Here is a 19,546-nt window from a genome sequence, read left to right as displayed (position 1 = left end):
CGGTGGTCCGGCGTGGTGTCACGTCGGCCGCGTGGTCATGCCTGGGGGATGTGGTCGACCGGGCAGGAGATGCCGGGCACGCCGGCCATCTTGCTGTCGGTCGTCACCAGCGGGCAGTTCAGCGTCTCCGCGAGGGAGATGTAGATCGCGTCCCCGACGTAGGTGTTGTGCCGCAGCTCCCAGGCACGGAGCAGCAGCCCGGGGATCGGGATCCGCTGCACCTCAAGGGCGTCCAGGTCCTCGATCGCGGCCTGGGCGTCCTGCTCGGTCAGCAGCTTCTTCTGGAGCAGCCGGCCGATCACCCGGGAGACTTCGTGGTCCAGGTGGGCCGGGGCGTAGACGTCCTCCCCGATCAGGCGCCGGCGGACCCGGTCGGCCGTCGGTCCGGCCCCGATCAGGGCTTCGACCACCGCGCTCGCGTCCACGACGATCACTGGCTGCCGCCCTGCTGCTTCTCGGCCCAGGCTGCCAGCACGTCCGCCATCGTCAGGTCCGCCGGCAGCGCTTCCAGGCCTTCGGCCGCGAGGGAGGTGTGCGCCAGGAGGTCGCGCACCGGCATGTTCATCGCGATCGGGGACCAGTCGCCCCTGGCCGGGACGATGTGCTGGGGACGGAGGTCCCGGTGCGGGAGAGGGCCGGTGTTCGGTTCGGTGTCTTCGGCCCGGACGTCCTCGACAGCGGCGGTGATGTCGTCACTGGTCGGGCGCCGGTCGGCGGACCGGGCCCGATCGGCCAGCCGTTCCATCTCGGATGGCTCGATCGGCCGCGGGCCGATGTGCGCCCCGGACAGCAGGTGCAGCAGCGCGGCCGGGACGACCGCGGCGACGGGCTTGCCGTACCGGGTGATGGCCGTGATCCGGCCGGTGTGCTCGGCCAGCGTCACGATCTTGGAGAGTTCGGCGCGGGCGTCGGCCAGCGCCACGGTGGGAACGTTCGCCGGGAGATCGGGACGGCCCTGCGACTCTGTAGTCATGTAAAGACTTTACAACTTTGGTCGCCTGCGGCAAGCCGGACCGTCAGCTCCGATCCTGCGGATGGTCGACCCCGGCCGGGCCCCGGCCGCAGCAGGGCAGCGACCCGGCAGGCGCGGTCCCGGTGCAACAGCTGTTGGGCATCCTTGCCGTCGATGTACGCCGCCGTGCGCCCCACTGCACGTTCTCCTTGCCCGTCACCACGGCCCGGTGGGCGCAGGCCGACCCGCCGAGCCGGCCTGCGCGACGGCGGCCGGGAGGGGATCGCACGCGCCTCCGGGGCTCAGGAGTTGGGCAGGTCGACGAACCGGTGGTACTCGGGTTCGAAGCGCACGGTGGCCGTCTCGGCCGCGCTCCAGCCGTGCGCGGCGATCACGTCGACCAGCCCGGCGCGCCCGGGGGCCTTCCCGTACCGGTTCGGGTTGTGGAGCAGGAGCACCGCGTCGGCCGCCCGCCGGACGTGCGGGTCTGCGAAGTCGGCGGCGGTGGGCAGGTCGCTCTCGGCCATCTCCGTGCCGAAGCGCAGGTGCGCGGCGAGCAGGACCGGGATGTCGAGGTCGCGGGCAAGGCGCGCGAGGTCCCGGACGGCCTGCCCGCCGGTCGGCTCCCGGTGGGCCAGGAGGGAGAGGTCGTCGACGAGGACCAGGCCGAGTGGGCTGCGCCGGTGGAGTTCGCGAAGCCGGTCGCAGACCTCCCCAGAGGTCTCCGCGGTGGGCTGGCCGCTGTCGCCCTGGATCGGGTTCCAGGTGCAGATCTCGGCTTTCTCCAGGGCGCTCCCGGCCCGGCGGGTCCGGGCCCACCGTCCGGCGTTCACCGTGCGGGGGCGGTCGAGGTTGACGCCGGCGAGGGCGGCCAGCAGGTTGCGCCTGGATTGCTCCTCGCTGACCTGCGTGGTCACGAAAGCGGTGGCGGTGCCGGCGAGGGCGTTGTGCAGGGCGGTGGTGACCATGAAGGCGGTCGAGCCGGCCGAGGTGCGGCCGCCGAGGACGCTCAGGCGGCCGGACGGGAGGGGCCCGATGAGCTCGTCCAGGTCGCTCAGCCCGGTCAGGACGCCCAGGTGCGCTTCGTCGGGGGCGGGCGGGGTGGCGGCGGGCTCGGTGGCGGTGTGCAGCATGTGCTGCTCCTCGTGGGGTGCGGGCGGGCCGGGCGGGTGTCGTCGCGGAAACCTTGTCGCACTGGCGGGCGGCTGTCCGGGCTTTTCCCGAACGGGTGACAGCGGCAGGCGCACGCACCGGCGCGGTGGCCGGGGCGGAGGCGTACCGGGGCGGTGGCTGCCCGGACCCGACGCCCACCGGGAGCGCAGCCCCTGCCCTGCCGGTGGGCCTCCTTGCCGTCGTTGTACGGCCTCCTGCGTCCTGCTCCACGCTCCCCCTTCCCGTCACCGCCCGCGACGGCGGCCGGTGCGGTACGCCTTCTCGGCCGTGCAGTCCTCACGAGACGGCTGCCGGGCCCGGCCGCGCTGATGCGGTGTCAGGAGTCGGCGGCTGCGCCGCTGTCCTCCTCCTGGATGTCGGCGAGGTAGTTCATGAAGACGGTGCGGGCCCTGGGAACTCGCGTCAGGGTGCCGTTCAGGTCGGGGTGGCAGTCCGGGCAGGGCATGTACCCGGGGCTCCGGTCCGGTCCCCAGGTGGTCCAGCGGGCTGCGGGGTGCAGGCAGTGCCCGCACCACTTGGGCTGGTCGGCGGCCTCGGGCTCCCTCTTCCAGCAGTCCGGGCAGTGGGCTTGGCGGCCGTTGTCCGCGGTGATCCACCGCTGCCCCATGTCGCCGGTGGGGCGGCCGTCGTTGCAGTAGCCGCACCACTGGACCAGTGCCTCCGCGACGTGCAGGTCGGCTTGGCGGGTGCGGACGGCGAGGACGGAGGTGAGCGGCCCGGTGACGGTGCTGCCGTCGGCGCTGCCGAAGGCGAAGGCGGCCGCCTGCGGGGGCTGCTGCCCTCGGCGGCGCCCCCGGGGCCGCGGAACGGGCTCGGTGACCTTGTAGGTGCCGGCGCGGACGTCGTGCCAGCCGTCGGCCAGCAGGACCTGGGTGACGCCGGCGGTGGAGCGGAGGTTCATCGGGTTCAGGACTCCGGGTGCGGGGAGGAGGGCCGGCCGGTGGGGCGGAGGGTCTCGGACTCGCGCAGGGTGTAGCGCGGCGGGGCCTGGGTGACCTGGTCGTCGTCGGGCGGGAGTTCGGGCTCGCGCAGGGTGTACGGCGCCGGCACGTAGGTGCTCCTGGCCTTCGTGGGCAGCGGGGCGCCGGGGCGGGGGCGGCGATCGCGGGGGAAGCCGTTGCGCTGGCGCAGCTGCGCCCGGATGGCGCTGGCGGCGCCGTTGACGGCGGCCGGGGTGGAGCGGCGCCCGTCGGGAACGTCCTCGGCCCGCATGTTGATCTCGCTGCGGGCCGGCAGGCACAGGCGGCAGGTGCGGCTGCCGGTGAGCAGCAGGCCGTCCTCGCAGTCGGGGTCGGTGCAGTCGGAGGGCGCGACCAGGGCGATGGCGATCTCGTCGGCGCGGCGCCGGAGTTCGTCGCGGGTGAGGCGGGAGTAGCGCAGGAACCAGCGCTGCTCGACGCGGTCGGCGAGGCGCTCAGGGGTGCGCACGCCCTGCCGGAGCTGGTCGGTGATGATCTGTCGGACGTCGGCGGGCAGGCCTCCGTGGTAGTCGGTGAGGACGTTGACCAGGGGGCCGGGGTAGTGGCCCATGACCCACTGGACGGGGTCGCGGCCGGGGGAGGGGCTGTAGGGGGTGGTCACGGCTGCTGTCCTTCCTGCTTCTGCCAGGGCCGGAGTCGGGGCGGGGCGTCGTCGGGCTGGTGCTGCCAGCGCCGGTGGGTCTCGCTGCGGCGTTGCCGGGTGCGGGCGCAGGCGTAGCAGAGCCAGTCGGGCGGCACGTCGGGGACGACGGTGGTGTTGGTGCAGTTGTCGCCGGAGCAGACGGTGCGAACGGGTTCGCCGGGTTCGGCGCCGGGCTCGGGGGCGGGGGCGGGGCGCTGGTAGCCGGGCGGGCGGTGGCGCAGGACGAAGTTGCCGTGCCGGTCGGCGTTGAACTCGACGAACTCGCAGGGCACGGCGTCGGGGGCGTCGCTGTCGTGGTGCAGGGTGCAGCGCTGCTGCATCCAGCGCAGGGCGTCGCGGTAATGGAGGGGGGCGAGTTCCCACACCCACATCGCCCCGCGGGGCCGGGTGTTCTTGCGGCCGGGCGGGACGGGGACGGGGATCTGCTCCCAGCTTCCTTCGGCGAGGTCGAAGAGGGTGTCCTCGCAGCGGTCGCCGCTCTCGTCGTCCAGGGCGATGCAGCGGACCTCGTCGATGGGGCAGGGGGCGATCCGCAGGCGGCCGCCCCAGGCCAGGACGTGGCGGCCGGCGGGGGCGGGGGCGTCGGGGGCCGGGGCGGGTTCGGGTTCCTCGGCGGCATCCTCCGCGGTGTCGTCGGCCAGGGGCGCGGTGAAGGTCCCGGCGTCGATCATCCTGCGGGTGCGCAGGGCGAGGGCCTGCTGCAGCGGCACCAGCACCGGGTCGAGGCCGGTGTGCTGGACGCCGGGGCACACCGCGGGGTGCGCGATGCGGCAGAACTTGTCGATGCGGCCGTGGCTGCCGTGGCGGGCCGAGCCGCCTTCGACGGTCCAGCGGTAGCGGCCGGGGATGCGGCGGGCGGGGAACTCGCCGGGCAGCATGGGGATGCGGCCGCCGTCGGCGCGGTCGTACCACTCGACCGGGTTGCCGCAGTACTGGCAGGCCCCGGTGGCGTGCGAGCGCAGGGTCTTGGAGGGGCTCCACGGATCGAGGCGGGCGGCGGGGGTGAGCCGCGCGCCGATCGGGATGGTGTAGGGCGTCTGGGTCATCGTCAGCTTTCCCCTGGGGCTGTTGATGTGGGGGTCCATCATGCCGTATCCGACAGTGCGGCCGGGGCTCGTGCCTGCCGGGCTCGCGGGCGGACGGTGGCTGTGGCGGGGGCCGCCGCCGGGCGGCGGCCGAACCGGTACAAGGGGATTGTAGGGTCGGCCCCGACCTGATACAAGGGACTTGTACAAGGATCTAGTGGCGCCTGCTGCCTCCGACTTCCCGCAACGGCGCAGGGACCGGCCCAGCCGGTATCCGTCGAGCGGCCTCCCACCCGAACCGACCAGGAGACCCAGCATGGACAACGAACTGCCCGTGTACATCTGCGACGTCTGCGAGGACGACTTCTGCGGGCACTGCACCGGCTGCATGTGCCCGGACTGCACCGAGGACCGCGCCACCTCCCGCCCCGGCCGGGAGGGATGACGCGGCGGTCCGCACCGCTGAAGCGCGTGCTCGGCGTCTGCACCGGATCGCCACCGGGACGGTGCACGTCCTGCGCGAGCCCGGAAACGTCGGCGCCGGCCCGTCGCGCCGCACCCCCGACGCGCCGCTCGCCGCCCCGGCCAGGTCGCGATGGAGCCGTACGGGCCGACGGAGGGCCTCCGCCTCTCCCCGACCGACTACGGCCGCCTCCTGCTCGCCCCCCCGTTACCGCACCGAGCAGGAACGACCTGGCGGGTGCCCGGCCGCGGCAGCCGGGCACCCGCCCCCGACCCGCCCCGGCATCCGTCCGCGACGCCCAGCACCCGAAGGAGCCCCTGTGCCCGACAGCACTTCGCCCCGACCCGGCGCCGACAGCACCCCTGCGCAAGCCCCGCCCCGCAGCGCCCGGCCTTTCGCCGTCGCGGACCTGGACATGGACGTGGTCCGCGAGGAGTTCACCGCCCTCGCCCGGCGGATCGCCGACGGCAAGCTGGCCGAGCAGGAGCGGTCGGAGCTGATGAGGATCCTGCACGCCGAGGGCAAGGGCCTGACGCAGAGCCAGATCGCCGACCTGGCCGCCATCACCCAGCAGGCCGTCTCCCTCGCCGTCCGCAAGGTGCCCGCCGTCGACCTGGACGGCAGCGACGCGCCCTGGCTCGTCGGCCGCCTCCTGGGCATCGCCGACCGCCTGGTGGCCGCCGGCAGCACGCGGCCGGCCGCCTCCGAACTGCTTGCCTTCCGGCTCTCGTCCGGCCGGACGCCCTTCACCCCGCCCTCGATCGCCCAACTGTGCGCGCTGCTCGAACGCGACCTTCGCCGCCCCGGCGCCCCGAGCGCCGCCCGCACCGCGTACGCCGACGTCAAGGGCCTGCTCGCCGCGGTGGAACTGCCCGACTCCCTCGGCCGCGCCCCTGACGCGTGGAACAGGCTCTTTCGGGCCCGGGCCCGCCAGAGCCTCGCCCTGGCCGAGTCCGCCTGAACCCTGCTGCCCCGTCTCGACGAAGTTCGACCGGTGGCGATCTGTCTCATCGAAGTTCGCCTGCGGTGCAAGGCGTGGGCTGGAGCGTTCGCCGGCGGGCTCTCGGAGACCGCCCGCGCCAGCCATTAATGTCACATTGACGATAAATGGGCTCGGCGGCTACCGTGCCGGACATGACGACGAAGGTGGTCCTGACGCGCGACAGCGTGTGCACGGGGGATGACGTCCATGCACCGCACCAGCAGAACGTCACCTTCCACGGCGCCACGCTGGGCGAGTTCGTGGCCTGGGTGGCCGACTATCCCGTGCGCATGCGCGGCGCCCGTTGGGTGATGTTCCGCGGCTGGAACCGCGCCGAGGGTGCCCCGATCGCGGAGATCTCGCCGGAGTGGGAGAAGCCGCGCTTCATGGCCGGGACGGATCCCCTGGTTCCCCTGGAATCCCTTGCCTCCGCCGACGGCGATCTGAGCTTCTTCTTCCAGTACCACGCGGGCAGCGTTCCCCCGGCGGGGCCGCCAGCTCCACCGCGCGGCCTCGATCCGCTCGCAGGCAGGCTCGCCCCATGGCTCGCCGAGCGCCGTTGAGACGCTTCCTCCCGCCTGGTGGCGGAGGTCGGCCCCAAGGGCTGCTGCGCCCGGCCCGGATGCTGCAAGCTGTTCAAGCAGGCGCTCGTCGCCGCGACGGAGTGAGCTCCCGTCGGACGTGCACGAGGGCGGCCCCGGTGAATCCGGGGCCGCCCTCGTGTTGTGGTGGTGTGCCGCCGCCAGAAGACCTGGGCGCGGCCGAGGCGGTCGTGCGTGCAGTTGGACAGGATGTCGACATAGGCACGCAGACGCTGCGGTTCGGCGCAGCACATGGTGGCCGGCGAGAGCGTGCCCCCGGTGGTCGTGGGGTAGCGGCCCTGGTCGCCCTTCGGGTCGTGGCCGTACAGGTCCCGGACGAACGCGACGACCAGATTCTGGCGCTCGCCGCCGGAGAACAGGTCGTCGCCCTGGTCCTCCAGTTCCTGCAGCATCGCCGCGAGGTCGTGACCGCGGCGGCCGGGTCCGAGGAGGGCCTTGGGGGAGAGCTCGGCCAACTGCCGGGAGCGGAAGAACGCCGGCTGCGGGATGCCGTCGTTGATCGCTGCGGCGGCCGCCGCGTTGAACTCCCTGAGGGCCTGCTCGGGGGCGTCCGTGCAGTGGGTGCGGGACAGGCACAGCGCGTCGGGCCATTCGTGTTCGGCGTCCATGCTGCCGAACGGGCCCACATAGGGCATAGGAGATATTTTGTACCGTCAGCTTCTCGGCGGGGAGCGGGTTTCGCCGCCGGGGCCGCCTTCCGCCGCGGCGGCGGGTGGCGAGCCCCGACACCCGTTTCGTAAATACCTTTACGCATAGGCGTAAAAGTGTTTACATAGTGGGGTGATTACCGTAGACACCTCCCACGATGCCGCCCCCGTCCAGCCCCTGAACCGCGCCCTGCACGAACTCGCACTCGCCGACGGCCTGCCCCTCGCGGGCCGCGGCGACCAGGGGATGGCCCAGGCGGCGGAGCACATCCTCGCCACCCGCCCCGCGAGCCCGGTCCTGCGCGTGCGCCCGCACCCCGACGGCGACGGCTGCATCCGCCCGGCCCAGACCCACGCCGCCTACAGCCTGAGCTGGGCGATGCCCGCCGTGTGCCCCGGCCCCGCCGGCGGCGCGCCCGACTGCCCGACCTGCACCCGGGAAGTCCTCCAGCCCGACGAGCGCCTCCCGCCCCACCTGCGCTGGGAGGACGTCGCGCAGATCGGCAGCGTCCGCCCCGAGGCCGTCCGCGGCGCACTGTCGACGGGGCCGGCCACCGACCGGCTGGGCCTCGACTGGGCCCAGCTGGACTGGGCCGGCCTGGCCGCCCGGATCGCCGAGGTGCACGCGCTGCGCCCGCCCCGCCTGGACAAGGTGCAGCGGGTCGCGGTCGCCGGCGCCCGCGTCCACGCGCTCGAACAGGCCCTCGGCAGCGCCCGGGCCAGCCTCGGCCAGTTCGCCCGCAACGCCTGGGAGGGGCGCAGCGCGAAGCTGACCCGGGCCGAGCTGGCGGAGCGGGCGGGCGTCTCCCGCCCCACCCTCAACGCCTATCTCAAGGGCGCGGGCGGCGGCGAGGAACCCGATGGGGCGGACGAGCTGTAACCGCACAGAGCAAGCGTTCGATGCAGAGCACTCTGGGCACCGAGGACCAGGCCGGGACTGCGATCCCCGGCACCTACGCCGACCTCCGCCACGGCGCCCGCTTCAGTATCGCCGTCGACGACAGCGTCCCGTACGGCGAGCGGCTCGGACTGTCGGTCATCGGCCTGGAGGACGGCCGCTCCGCGATCGACGGCGACGGCGTCCTGCAACTGGGCAACCTGCCCGTCCTCGACGGCGAGTTCCTCGGCGGCTCCGACGGCCCGCCGGCTGCGACCGCGCCGATCACCATCCACGAACACGACACCGTCCACGACCACCACGTCCACCACCGCGGCCGCGGGGAGGACCCGGGCCGGTGCGCCGCCCGCGACGAACTGCCGCTGACCCGTCTCGGCGAAGTCTGACTATGGCCTCCGGCTTCAGAACGGTGGTTCGTTGGAGTAGGTGCCGACCCGGGGATCGGGATCCGGGGCGGTGGTCGGCCGGGCTTGGAGGAGGTGGACGGCCTCCTTGATGCGGCCGAGGCCGATGAGATGGTGGGCCAGGACAGCGTCGTTGTAACCGGGGTGCTGTTCGAGGACCGTGACGGCTTCCTCGGTGCGGCCTGCCTCGGCGAGCAGGTGCGAGAGGGACCAGGCCGCGTACCAGGTGCCGCCTTCAGGGTGTGCCAGGGCCTGCTCGATCACTTCGTCGAGCAGGCCGCAGTCGGCCATGAGCGGCAGCCGTATCCGGAAGAAGTCCCACTCCTCCTCACCGCCACGCCGCTCCTTGAGGGCGTCGAGGTGGGCCAGCGCCTCCTGAGCGCGGCCGTGCTCGGCATACAGGGCGCACAGCGCGTCGACGGCGCAGTCGTCCGCGCCGCCGGGGGCATCGGTCAGAGCGCGCAGCACCGCGATCGCCTCGTCGACGCGGCCGTGCCGGACCAGGAGCCGGGACAGCAGATGGGCAACACGCCAGATGCCGTGGGGCTTCTCGGCGAAGGTCCGGTAGACGGCGATCGCTCCCTCCGCGTCGCCGTGTTCCTCCAGCACCTCGGCCAGACTCTGCACGGCGTGCCCGTGGTACTCGGAGTCGGCGTACGCGCGCAGTTCCCCGATCCGTCCGTGCCTGGCCAGCAGGTCGGCCAGCGCGTCCCGGCCGTTGACCGACGTGGCCTCCCTGCGGCGCAGCAGGGCGATCGCCTCGTCGACGTGTCCCTGCCGTTCCCGGACGGTGGCGAGCAGGTCGAAGGCGTTGGACGGCTCCAGGCGGAGCCGGTGGCAGTCGGGGTCGTCGCAGGCCGGGACCGCGGCCTCGATCCGGGCTTCCAGCAGCGCCGCCACATCCTCGTCCCGGCCTGCGGCATCGCCGACGTCGACCAGGGCCTGGGCGATGAACCAGTCCCCTACGCCGGGCCTCAGCAGCGCGACCGCCTCGGCGGCCCGGCCGTGGCGGGCGAGCAGACGTGCGAAGAAGTTCAGGGCCAGCCGGTCGCCGGCCTGCGTGTGGGGGCGGGACGTCTCGATCGCCTCCTGCGCCCTGCCCCAGCCTTCCAGCAGTTCGGCCCGGGCCCGGGCGGCCGGCCACCAGCCCGTCGCGATGTACGGGGCAAGCACCTGAAGCGCCTGCTCGTACTGCCGTCGGCCGCCGAGCAGCCGCGCCCACTCCAGCGCGCAGTACCACTCCCCGCGCCCGGCCTGGAACTCCACTTCCCGCTCGTGGCCAAGCTCCAGAAGCCGGATCACCAGCGACGCGGGAATGCAGTGCGACAAGGTCCGGGCCCGGTGATCAAGATCAGCAGCGTCCATGGCCCCGCACCCTAGCCGCCACTCCCGACACACCGCAGATCCGCCCGCAGGCACTGTCCGACGAGGCGAATCCGGCCCGTCGAACTTCGCTGAGACTGATCAGACTTCGGCGAGACGGGTCAGCCGTCCCCCGGGACCGGATCCGCTTCCCGGCCGGCACCGGCCGCGGTGCCCCGGCCCGGGGCGAAGGCCGACCGGCTGTAGGGTCTCGCAGCTCGTGGCACAGGCCGTGCCCGCTGACCAGGGGCTCTGTCGCCGTCTCAGACCGATGGCACAGCTCCCAGTCTCACGAACGTGGCACTTCCTCACGGTCTCGACTGGCCCGCCGGGAGCGGCGGGGCTCTGAACTGCGGCTTCTCTGTTCGATGCCGCGTTCGATGCCAAGATCGTGAGACTGTGCCCCGAAACCTGAGACCCTACACCGGCTACTCGCGGGAAGGCAGAAGGTCCATGAACCGCGAGTAGTGGGGTTGGAAGGCCACCTCCAGCAGGCCGGTCGGCCCGTGCACCTGCTTGGCCACCGCGATCTCCCCGATGCCCGCGTTCGGGGACTCCTTCTCGTAGGCATCCTCACGGTGCAGCAGGAGCAGCAGGTCGGCGTCGTCCTCCAGCGTCCCGGAGTCGCGCAGGTCGACCGGTTGCGGGCGCCGGTCCGGGCGCTGGGCGGGGCCGCGGTTGAGCTTGGAGACCGCGAGCACCGGCACGCCCAGCTCCTTCGCCATCAGCTTCAGGTGCCGGCTGATCTCGTTGACCTCCTCGTAGCGGCTGGCGAACGGCCGCAGGCCGTAGTTGAGGAGCTGGACGGGGTCCACGACGATGAGCTTGACGCCGCGTCGGGCGACCAGGCGGCGCGCCCTGGAGCGGATGTCGACCAGGGTGGTGGCGGTGTCGTCGACGTACAGCGGCGCCTTGACGATCTTGGGCATCCGGCGGGCCAGCCGGGTCCAGTCGTCGTCGCTCATCATGCCGCTGCGCAGGTGGTGCAGCGGCACGGCGGCCGTGGCGGACAGCACGCGCCGCGACACCTCCTGCTTGGTCATCTGCCCGGCGAAGAGCACGGCGGGCACGTCCTGCTCGACGGTGCACGAGCGCAGGATGTCCAGGGCGAGGGTGCTGCTGCCGATCCCGGGCCGGGAGCCGATGACGATCAGGTTCCCGGCCTGCAGGCCGCCGGTGATCAGGTCCAGGTCGGCGAAGCCGGTGGGGATGCCGGTGAGGTGCTGGTAGCGGGCCGTGCCGTGGCCGACGGCCTCGATGTCGTCGAGGGTCTGCTCCATGAAGTCCGCCAGCTGCGGCACTTCTTCGTCCTGGCGGGGGCCGACCGCAGTGAACACGGCCCGCTCCGCGACGCCGGCGATCTCCTCGGCGGGCGCTTCGCTGGCCACGGCCTCCTCGATGGCCGCCGCGGCGGCGGCCAGGCGCCGGCGTACGGCCGCGCCCCGGATGCGCCGGGCCCGGGCCAGCGCCCCGGAGCGGTCGGGGGAACCGGTGGCCATCGCGTCCAGGGCGTCCTGCCCGCCGACGCGCTCCAGGTCGCCGAGGTCGGCGAGCTTCCGACCGACCTCCACCGCGCCCACCTCGCCGTCCTCGCCGGCGACTTCCAGCACCGCGAGGAAGACCAGGCCCAGCAGCGCGTCGGCGAAGTCGGCCGGGTCGATGATCCGGGCGACGTCCGCCACCAGGTCCCCGTCCAGGAGCACATCGCGCAGCAGGTCGCGCTCGTCACGCCCCGCGGGCCTCTCCGGCGCCAGGTCCGGCTCCGGCTCCGGAACTGATTCCGCGCCAGGTTCCGTCTCAGCCACAGGTGTCCGCCCCTCGTCCACGCGCCCGACCCTCACGCCGGCGGGCCAGGAACACCTCTATGGGCTCCGTCTCCGGCAGCTGCCAGTCAGCGTATCCGAGCGCCCCGTCCTCCCCGGACGCCTCCTCGGCCGCGGGGCAGCGCTCGCGCAGCGCGGGCGGGTCGAGCAGCTCCTCGCCCTCCAGCCAGGCCGCGGGCACCTTCCACTGCTGTGCGCGCCGCTCGCGCTCGCGGGCGGCGGCCCCGGTCTGCTCCCCGATGGCGTCGTACAGGTCGAGGCGAACCTCCCACCCGTTGGGCGCCCGCTGCTCCTCGGCCCGCCGGCGGCGTGCGGCCTCGCGCATGGCCCGGTCCACCGCCAGGACGTCGCCCGGCCGGGGCTCGGCGTTCACGACAGCGATGGACACGCAGCCCAGCAGCGGGTACTCGTGGTCCACGCGCCGCGCCAACTGCCCCTTGAGGAGGTCGAGCTGCTGGGCCCAGGCCCGATTCGGCGCGGCCACGGTGAGCGTGCCGGTCGCGGCGTCCAGGTGGACGGGCTGGGCGTTGCCGGCGATGTCCGGGCCGACGACGGCCTCCCACCGCGGGGAGCGCACGCCCTCCACCTGCAGCAGGTCGATCAGGAGCTCCGGCCCCGGGCGGCGCGGCTCGGACACCGGCTCGGACCGCCGGCGGGCCCGTCGGGGCTCGGGAACCGGTCGCCGGCCGGTCCGGTAGAAGCGCAGCAGCTCCCGGGCGGGATCGCGGCCCTGTTGGTACGGGGGGACCGGTCCGTCCGCCGGCGTGCTGTCCATGCCGGTCATCATCGCGCACCGACACCCCACCGCAGGCCGGCCCCGGCCGCCGCCGGGCGCGCACGCCCCGACCCCGGCAGGGAACCCCGCCGCCGCACCGGGCGCGCTGCCACTCGGGGCCGCACTCCCGTGCCGCGTCACGGCCGGGCCGCCACACGCACCGGCCCACCCGCCCGCAGGGCCCGGACCGCCTCCAGCCGCTCCGCCAGCACGTACCGGGCCACCCGCTCCCGGGCCCGCTGCACCGCGCGCTCGCACGCCGCCCTCTCGGCCCGGCTGCCCTGCACCGAGGCCCACCGGCGCTCCTCCGTCTCCCGGACCCGCTGCGCCTCGAACCGGGCGGCCCCGCACTGCGACAGCGCCTTCCGGGCCGCGGCCCGGATCGAGTCGAGCATGCCCAGGACCGTCACCCGGTTGCTCAACCGCCTGCCCTGCAGGTCGACGCCGACGGGGCACGCCGCCTCCACCGCCTGCTCCAGTTCCCGGGCGGCCCGGGCGCGGACCGCCGCGACGTCGCCCTCCGACGCCAGGTCCGCCTCGAACGCCACCGCGATGTCGCAGTAGTCCTCCCTCGCGGACACGACCTCGCTGTCGGCCTCGCACCGCTCGCACACCCCGGCCACCCCCGGCTCCGCGCACACCGCGCAGCCCGCGGCCCGCTCGGCCGCGGCCCGCTCCTCGGCCAGGCGCAGCCGACGGGCCTCCCACCGGTCGTGCTCCGCCAGCGCTTCGGCACGCCGGGCGGCAGCCGCCTCGGTGCGCGCCGCCAACTGACGGTCGATCACCGGCCGCCGGGCATCGAAGTCCAGCTCGGGCGTCATCCGCACGACCTCGCGCACCACGATGCGCCGCAGGACCCGCCGGGTGGCAAGGGACGCGGCACACCCCGCACACGGCCCGTCCGTCAGCAGGCACTGCCCGTCGTCGCAGCTGTCCAGCCCGCACCCGGGGCGCTGCGGCAGACCGACGCCCAGCAGCCAGCCGACCGCGTCCCGCACCGGCGACGCCCCGCCCTGAACCCGCAGACGCCGCACCAGGCGCTGCTGAAGCACCTCCACCGCCCGGGCCGGGTCCTGCGACCAGCCCTCCGCCACCCGCAGGTGCTCGCGCAGCGCCGACAGCACCACCGGCCGCGCGCCCGGCCGCACCCGCGACCACAGCAGGGCAGCGGGCTCCAGCGCCTGCGGCACCCGGCCGCAACCAACCTCCGCCCGCCCGGCCGCACGGCCCGTCTGCTGCTCGCCGAAGCCGTTCCGCTCGTGCCCGGTCTTTGGCTTCTCCCTGCGCAGCGGGCCCGGCCCAGGCCAGGCAGCCCCGGCCTGCGACGAGCTGGAGCACGCCGTGATCCCGTGCTCCTCGCGCGCGCCCGCGCGCCCCGGCCGACGGCGGGTCACCCCCGCGGCGCTCGCGCCGGAAAAACCACCAATTTCACGGTCACCATCACCACCTACAGCAACAACAGGAGCGTGGGGAGCGTGGAAGTCGGCACTCGGCGAACCCGCCGCATCCGACGCCTCGGTCGGCATTTCCGCAGGTCCGGAGCCTTCCGGAGCCTCCGACAGCCGATCCGTGCTTCCAAGATCTCCTTCGGTACTCACCGGAGGCAACGAAGAAGCCGCCGCAGCCTCCCGGACCGCCTCCGCGTCCGGGCATACCGGACCGGCCGCCGGCGCGGCGACCGGCGGCACCTCCACCACACGCAGCCGCGGCCGGGCCGCCGGACGCACGGCCGGGACCTTCTTGCCCGGGCGCACCGCCGCGTAGCTCTCGGCCACCGGCAGCAGCCTCACCCGGCCCGTCGGCACGCCGTTCTCGTCCCGCTCCACCTCGGCCGCGCCGTACCCCTCCAGCCGCGACAGCATCCGGTCGGCCGCCGCCGGGGTGACCGCCTTCGCCCCGCCGCGCATCAGCAGCCCGAGAGTGGCCGCACCTCGGCCCAACTCCGGGGCCTTCAACGTGCCGGAGCACAGCTTCAACCAGCCGTTTTCCCGGCACGACAGCACCAACAGCAGCAACGCCAGCCGATCGCTGGCCGCACCGTGCCGCTGCTCCCGCTCGCGCTGGGCGAGGAGGCCGGGCGGGGTCGGCGCCGCATTCTTCGGCGTCCGGCCCGGACCGAACAGCGCCTGGCACAGCCGCATCAGGGTCGTCAGCTCGGGCCGGGTCAGCGCGAGCGGGTGCCGGACGTCGCGGGCACGCCGCAGCCGCGCCACCGGCTCCAGGCTCAGGTCGAGCGCCACCGGCTCGCCGGCGTCGTTGGTGACCACCAGGGTCCGCAGCGCGCCCTTCGCGCGCAGCGGCGGCAGCACCCGGTGGCTGACCATGGAGACGCTCACGCCGAGCCACTTGGCGAGCTCGCCCGACCAGAGCACGGTCCGGCCGGTCTCCACCGCGCCCTTGGCGAAGACCACCACCGCCGCCAGGCGCGCGGCGTCCGGCAGGCCGGCCACCGACTCGTCCGCCAGCAGGGCGTGCACCGCAGCCTGCAGACGCAGCCGCATCGGCTCACCCAGCAGCAATGCCTCCGGAGCCACCGCCTGGTTCGGGACAGCACGAAGCCACCCGCGGCCGCGCGCCGGCCCGGGGCGGAGCCCTGGGGCGGGCCGGGGGGCGGGCCGGGGGGCCGCCGCGATGGCGGTCGCGTTCACCGGCCATCCCCCAGGGCGCGCAGCGACACGACGAAGGCCGGCCGGCCGGCCAGGACGGCCGAAAACGGGCGGGTTTCCCGGCACGCGGGCATGCCGGAGTGGAAAACGGCAGCGGCGTGCTGCATGATGACCGTGCTTCCTGTGCAGTGAAAACGCGACAGCGCCTCACTGGACCGGTGGCGGTTCTGGGAGAACCGAATGGAGTAGCGAGTCGACAGGCCGGGCCCCGGGAAGGGCACGGCGGTCACTCACTGAGGGACCCTTGGGGCTACACCGGCGGGAACCGGTGGAACTCCCGGGGCGGCGTCACCGCAAGGCCTCCCTGGGAGGAGGACGAGCGGATCATGGGCGCCGCCCAGAGCGGCCTAGGTCATGACCACCCCCGCGCGCAGCCGGCCGCGCGAGAGGGCCGACACCGACACCGAGCTCCTGACAACGCGGAGCACGGCGGAACCCGAACGGATCAAGCCCTTGATGCGGGCGATACACGAACGGGTGACCCCCACACGGCGGAACTCGCCGACGAGCAGGGAAAACTGAGACTCGTACGGGCCCGAAGCAGCCGGGCGCGGCAGCATGCCGCGCGACATCGGCCGGGCGCTGTTGCGCCTACGGGCCTCCCAACGGGTACGCTGAATCACAGCGCACACCTCCTCTCGTTAAAGACAGGTGTCGCAACTGAGCCAGTCGAGCCGCTCTCACACAGCTCCTGGCTCACCGGCCCCGGGCAACCGAGTCCGGCGGGACTTTCCACCCCGCCGCGGATGCCACGGGGCCGCTAACTTTTTTGCCGTCACCCCTCGACAGCGGCAGGGCTTCCACCCCCTGCCAAACAGCCTTTGGTCACGGTCTGCACCCGATCCTAAACCCACGGCACCCCCCACGCGCCACACACATGCACAGCGGGCGCCCGAGTGTCGTGCTTGACCGTTCATCGCACTACCTGCTGCCCGAACCGGGAGTACAGCTCCAGCGCGGCCCGTGCGCCGGCCCCGCTGGCGACCGAGACGCGCTGTGCGAGCCGCCCGCTCATGTCGCCCGCCGTCATGATCCGCGGGTGCTGGCGATCGGGCGGACAGAATCCGTCCGGCCCTGTCGTCAGGCCCGGGAGCGGAACAGGCAGGTTGCCGGCGTTCGTCACCACCGAATCGGCAGCCAGGGCTTCCCGGCCGCCGTCGGAACGGGCGACGGTGACCGCGAACGGGCCGCGGCCGGCGACGCCGACGGACTCCACGCTCACGAGCCGGACCCGAGGGTCGCCCTGGACTTCCTCAACCTTGTACGCCTCTGCGGCGGTGTGACAAACCGTCAGTTTTTGGACAGCTTCAGGATGGGTGCGCAGCCACGTACCCAGCGGGCGATCGCCGCCGACCACGACCACGTGCTGGCCGAGCTCGTCCGGAGCGGAGCTGGCCAGCTGGGGGAAGTCGGCGTCGCTGGTCACCCAGGGGACCTCGGCGGTCCGGGCGGCCCGTACGCCGGTGGCTGCGACCAGCACGGCGCCGGTGAGTGTGGTGCCGTCCCCGAGCGTGACGCGTACGCAGTGGTCGTCGGCCGCGATCTGCTCCGCTTCGGCCTGAACGTACGAGCAGAAGCCGTCGAGCCCCGCCAAGTGGCTACGCAGCGCCTGCGCGTAGGCCTCGCCCGTGCCGAACCCCGGGAGGTTGTCGAGGTGGGTGATGCGGGGCAGGTTGCCTCCGGCCAGCGCGGCCGGGTCGATCAGCAGCGAGTCGCGCTTGACTCCGGCTGCTGCTGCGGCGGCGTTGCAGCCGGCCGGTCCGGCGCCCACGATCAGCAGCCAGGCGTCGAGTGCGGTCCGGTCGGTCACTGGAGCTCTCCCTCGGTGAGCGTGCGGTGGACGTCCCCGGTGGTGATGAGCAGTCGCGGGGCGAGGTTGCGCTTGGCCAGGAGCAGCGCGGCGGCGTGGAATTTCTCGCCGCCCGAGGAGGCACAGGCGTCGGTCAGCAGCCATGGGGTGATGGAGTACTGGAACAGGTCGATCGCGCTGTCGTAGACGCAGCTGTCGGTGTCGATTCCGCAGACCAGCGCGTGCTGCCATCCCCGCGCGCGGAAGGTGTCGAGTACGCCGGACACCTTCAGGATGCTGGAGGTGGACTTCGACACCCGCAGGTCTGCCCGGGCGGCGAGCGGGACCAGTTCGGGGGCGAGGGCCTGTTCCTCGGCGCTGCGGAGCCTGAGCCAGCCGGTGATCGTCTCGTACTGGGAGCCCGGTGGGTTCTCGAAGGTGGCGATCACCGAGGCTCCGCCCGCGCGCTGCCAGGCGTCGAGCAACTCGGCGATAGGGGCGACCACGTGTTGGCTGGACTCTCGCAGGAATCCGGCCTGAACGTCGACGACCACCAGCACGGTCGACTGCAGCGGGGGAACAGGCAGCATGTTCACGACGCCTCCTTGAGAGCCGACCACGCGTCCCGCAGACGCTCGGGGAGGTCGCTGGTTCCGAGGACAGCTGCCCGCATCGCCCGGTGTGCCGCGGACTCCGTGGGTCGGGCAGAGGTCAGACGCGACGCCGCTCCGCGAAGCCACCTCCATCCGAACTGCTCGGGCATCTGGGGGTCGGCGCCCTCCTCGACCCGGTGGAGCAGCTCCGAAGAGAGCGACCACAGTGCCTGGGTGTCGAGCTCCATGGCCACGATGTCGTCGATGGACAGCGCCGTCTCTCCCGGATCCTGCCAGTAGGAGACCCCTGACCAGCCCGCGACCCCGCGCGAGGTGGCGCCGGTGAACTCGATCGCGTCCGAGTGTGTCCAACGCTCCCCGAACCGAAGGGGCTCCGTCCCGAGCGAAACAGGAGCCGTCTCGACCGTCCGATCCACCAAGACGCCGGGCGTTGCCAGCAGGTGAAGGGCGGTCACGAGGTTCTCCGCGCCCCATCCGTGCCGTATCAGCTCGTAGACAGACAGGGTGTACTGGGGCACCGCCGCGATGCTGCGCCCGACGACGTCCGAGACCAGATCCGACACAGCCGTCCGGGCCCAGGCCCGGTTGTGCTCGTAGGACGGGTAGCGCCATACCGCCAGGTCCGTGATCGAGTCGAACTCCATCCGCTGCTGGATGTGGAGTACCGCGACACCGAACTCGTAGACGTGCAGCCGGCAGTGGTGGTGCCCGTCTCCGCCGGGAACCACGAGTGTGCGCTGGGCGAGATTTCCCGGGCCGGAGCCGTAGGGCTCACCGGCGCGATAGAGCTCGGTGTGCTCCAGCTCGAGTCGGACCGGGACGAACTGGTGCGAATTCACCGCGAATCCAGAACCTGCGGAAGCAGGCTGCTGCGAGGCCGACGGTATGGAGGCGGCGGAGCACCGCTCCAGGAAGGTGAGCCGGACGGCTTCCGGCAGCAGCTGCACCTGGGCATCGAGGACCTGCTGCAGCTCGTAGCTGACCATGAGGCCCGCTCCCCCCTTCTTCCAGTTCTGCACGGTGGCCGGGTTCACCCCGAGCTGCTGGGCGAACTGACGGATCGACAGCCGCAGCACCTCCTGGAGCAGCCCTGCCTCCTGGCCGGTCCACCGTTCGATGCTGACCACAGTCGCACCCCCTCCCCTACCGGTCACCGTGAACTCATACAGCGCTCGTACGCCGATCGCACAGCAGGTCATCTTCAGGCCCGCAGGTACTTGACATGCTCGATTGGGGCGCCGTCCGGTGCCGCCAAGAGGAGCTGGCTATGCAGAATCACCGCGCAGTTCGCGCAGTTCGTCCTCGAGGGCGAGGACCCGATGTTCGAGTGCCGAGAGGCGGGACAGGGTGTCGGCCGCAGTCGTCTCGCCAGCCCGGTCTTCGGGGACGCCGCGCACGTAGGAGCCGAGTCCCTGGTGCGAGTAGATCCAGCCCTTCGCCTTGAGCTCGCCGAGGGCGCGCTGAACGGTGCCGGTCGCGACACCGAACTCCTCCGAGAGCTCGCGGGTGCTGGGCAGTTTCTCGTCGACCGCCAACCGGGTTGAGGTGATCCGCTCCTGGATGGCGAGGACGACGCGCATGTAGGGCTGCGTGGGCCCGGTCGGCTGTGTCGGTCGAGTCATGAGCCTCATCGTAGGTCCACCTCCTTAGCTATCTCGCTTTAGTAGCTTACTTGACACAGGCTAGCTTGCATATGTAAGTTGGTAAAGCCCGACGGGGAGACCCAAGGGCACAGCAGGTCAGGGCCG

General features: G+C 73.1%; 20 protein-coding genes. 5 read left to right on the top strand and 15 right to left on the bottom strand.

Translation table 11 applies throughout. The features are described from left to right. Nucleotides 1–35: 35 nt before the first annotated feature. The 6 genes from ACIOHG_RS30930 to ACIOHG_RS30905 all read right to left on the bottom strand — a co-directional run bounded on the left by ACIOHG_RS30930 (nt 36) and on the right by ACIOHG_RS30905 (nt 4,794). Nucleotides 36–434 (bottom strand): type II toxin-antitoxin system VapC family toxin, encoded by a 399-nt coding sequence (locus ACIOHG_RS30930; RefSeq protein ID WP_400955518.1) that lies wholly within the window; start codon nt 432–434, stop codon nt 36–38. Further along, nucleotides 431–973 (bottom strand): type II toxin-antitoxin system Phd/YefM family antitoxin, encoded by a 543-nt coding sequence (locus tag ACIOHG_RS30925; protein ID WP_400955517.1) that lies wholly within the window; start codon nt 971–973, stop codon nt 431–433. Before ACIOHG_RS30925 ends, ACIOHG_RS30930 begins: the two co-directional genes overlap by 4 nt. A 281-nt stretch (nt 974–1,254) precedes the next feature. Continuing rightward, complete coding sequence (locus ACIOHG_RS30920) at nt 1,255–2,085, bottom strand: DnaB-like helicase C-terminal domain-containing protein (RefSeq protein WP_400955515.1); 831 nt, start codon at nt 2,083–2,085, stop codon at nt 1,255–1,257. 356 nt (nt 2,086–2,441) lie between these two features. Beyond that, on the bottom strand, nt 2,442–3,026 hold the full coding sequence (locus ACIOHG_RS30915) for a hypothetical protein (protein ID WP_400955514.1): 585 nt from the start codon (nt 3,024–3,026) through the stop codon (nt 2,442–2,444). 5 nt (nt 3,027–3,031) lie between these two features. Continuing rightward, nucleotides 3,032–3,706, bottom strand: a complete 675-nt coding sequence (locus tag ACIOHG_RS30910) for a hypothetical protein (protein ID WP_400955512.1) — start codon at nt 3,704–3,706, stop codon at nt 3,032–3,034. Next, entirely contained in the window at nt 3,703–4,794 is a 1,092-nt protein-coding gene (locus ACIOHG_RS30905; protein WP_400955510.1) for a DUF6083 domain-containing protein, read from the bottom strand. The genes ACIOHG_RS30910 and ACIOHG_RS30905 overlap by 4 nt, the downstream gene beginning before the upstream one ends. 295 nt (nt 4,795–5,089) lie before the next feature. On the opposite strand from ACIOHG_RS30905, the gene ACIOHG_RS30900 reads away from it, so the two are divergent. The 5 genes from ACIOHG_RS30900 to ACIOHG_RS30880 all read left to right on the top strand — a co-directional run bounded on the left by ACIOHG_RS30900 (nt 5,090) and on the right by ACIOHG_RS30880 (nt 8,751). After that, a complete protein-coding gene (locus ACIOHG_RS30900) occupies nt 5,090–5,218 on the top strand; it encodes a hypothetical protein (RefSeq protein ID WP_400955509.1) in 129 nt (42 codons plus the stop codon). 337 nt (nt 5,219–5,555) lie between these two features. Then, complete coding sequence (locus ACIOHG_RS30895; RefSeq protein WP_400955507.1) at nt 5,556–6,197, top strand: hypothetical protein; 642 nt, start codon at nt 5,556–5,558, stop codon at nt 6,195–6,197. A 173-nt stretch (nt 6,198–6,370) separates the two neighbouring features. Continuing rightward, the gene (locus tag ACIOHG_RS30890; RefSeq protein ID WP_400955505.1) at nt 6,371–6,781 is read left to right on the top strand and encodes a hypothetical protein; all 411 of its coding nucleotides are present in this window, start codon (nt 6,371–6,373) and stop codon (nt 6,779–6,781) included. 819 nt (nt 6,782–7,600) lie between these two features. After that, entirely contained in the window at nt 7,601–8,347 is a 747-nt protein-coding gene (locus ACIOHG_RS30885; RefSeq protein WP_400955504.1) for a helix-turn-helix domain-containing protein, read from the top strand. 20 nt (nt 8,348–8,367) lie between these two features. After that, nucleotides 8,368–8,751 carry a hypothetical protein gene (locus tag ACIOHG_RS30880; protein ID WP_400955502.1) on the top strand — a complete coding sequence of 128 codons (384 nt, stop codon included), beginning with the start codon at nt 8,368–8,370 and terminating at the stop codon, nt 8,749–8,751. A 15-nt stretch (nt 8,752–8,766) separates the two neighbouring features. Here the strand turns inward: ACIOHG_RS30880 and ACIOHG_RS30875 are convergent, their stop codons facing one another. From ACIOHG_RS30875 to ACIOHG_RS30835, 9 genes are all read right to left on the bottom strand, one after another. Then, nucleotides 8,767–10,035, bottom strand: a complete 1,269-nt coding sequence (locus tag ACIOHG_RS30875; RefSeq protein WP_400955499.1) for a tetratricopeptide repeat protein — start codon at nt 10,033–10,035, stop codon at nt 8,767–8,769. Between the two features lie 524 nt (nt 10,036–10,559). Then, entirely contained in the window at nt 10,560–11,936 is a 1,377-nt protein-coding gene (locus ACIOHG_RS30870) for a replicative DNA helicase (RefSeq protein ID WP_400955498.1), read from the bottom strand. After that, nucleotides 11,929–12,729 carry a DciA family protein gene (locus ACIOHG_RS30865; RefSeq protein ID WP_400955496.1) on the bottom strand — a complete coding sequence of 267 codons (801 nt, stop codon included), beginning with the start codon at nt 12,727–12,729 and terminating at the stop codon, nt 11,929–11,931. Before ACIOHG_RS30865 ends, ACIOHG_RS30870 begins: the two co-directional genes overlap by 8 nt. Nucleotides 12,730–12,866: 137 nt before the next feature. Beyond that, nucleotides 12,867–15,230, bottom strand: a complete 2,364-nt coding sequence (locus ACIOHG_RS30860) for a hypothetical protein (protein ID WP_400955494.1) — start codon at nt 15,228–15,230, stop codon at nt 12,867–12,869. Between the two features lie 143 nt (nt 15,231–15,373). After that, nucleotides 15,374–15,625, bottom strand: coding sequence for a hypothetical protein (locus ACIOHG_RS30855; RefSeq protein WP_400955492.1), 252 nt, complete (start codon nt 15,623–15,625; stop codon nt 15,374–15,376). Between the two features lie 683 nt (nt 15,626–16,308). After that, nucleotides 16,309–17,205 carry an FAD-dependent oxidoreductase gene (locus ACIOHG_RS30850; protein WP_400955490.1) on the bottom strand — a complete coding sequence of 299 codons (897 nt, stop codon included), beginning with the start codon at nt 17,203–17,205 and terminating at the stop codon, nt 16,309–16,311. After that, nucleotides 17,202–17,774 carry an isochorismatase family cysteine hydrolase gene (locus tag ACIOHG_RS30845; RefSeq protein WP_400955576.1) on the bottom strand — a complete coding sequence of 191 codons (573 nt, stop codon included), beginning with the start codon at nt 17,772–17,774 and terminating at the stop codon, nt 17,202–17,204. Before ACIOHG_RS30845 ends, ACIOHG_RS30850 begins: the two co-directional genes overlap by 4 nt. A 2-nt stretch (nt 17,775–17,776) precedes the next feature. Next, nucleotides 17,777–18,925: an XRE family transcriptional regulator gene (locus tag ACIOHG_RS30840; protein ID WP_400955489.1), complete on the bottom strand. Its 1,149-nt coding sequence runs from the start codon at nt 18,923–18,925 to the stop codon at nt 17,777–17,779. Nucleotides 18,926–19,063: 138 nt separating this feature from the next. Further along, nucleotides 19,064–19,420 (bottom strand): GntR family transcriptional regulator, encoded by a 357-nt coding sequence (locus ACIOHG_RS30835; protein WP_400955488.1) that lies wholly within the window; start codon nt 19,418–19,420, stop codon nt 19,064–19,066. Nucleotides 19,421–19,546 lie beyond the last annotated feature (126 nt).

It is taken from the genome of Kitasatospora sp. NPDC088134 (assembly GCF_044741705.1).
In the GTDB taxonomy this organism is placed as follows: domain Bacteria; phylum Actinomycetota; class Actinomycetes; order Streptomycetales; family Streptomycetaceae; genus Kitasatospora.
Note: the sequence above shows the minus strand (reverse complement) of the source record. Positions and strands in the feature narration are given on the sequence as shown.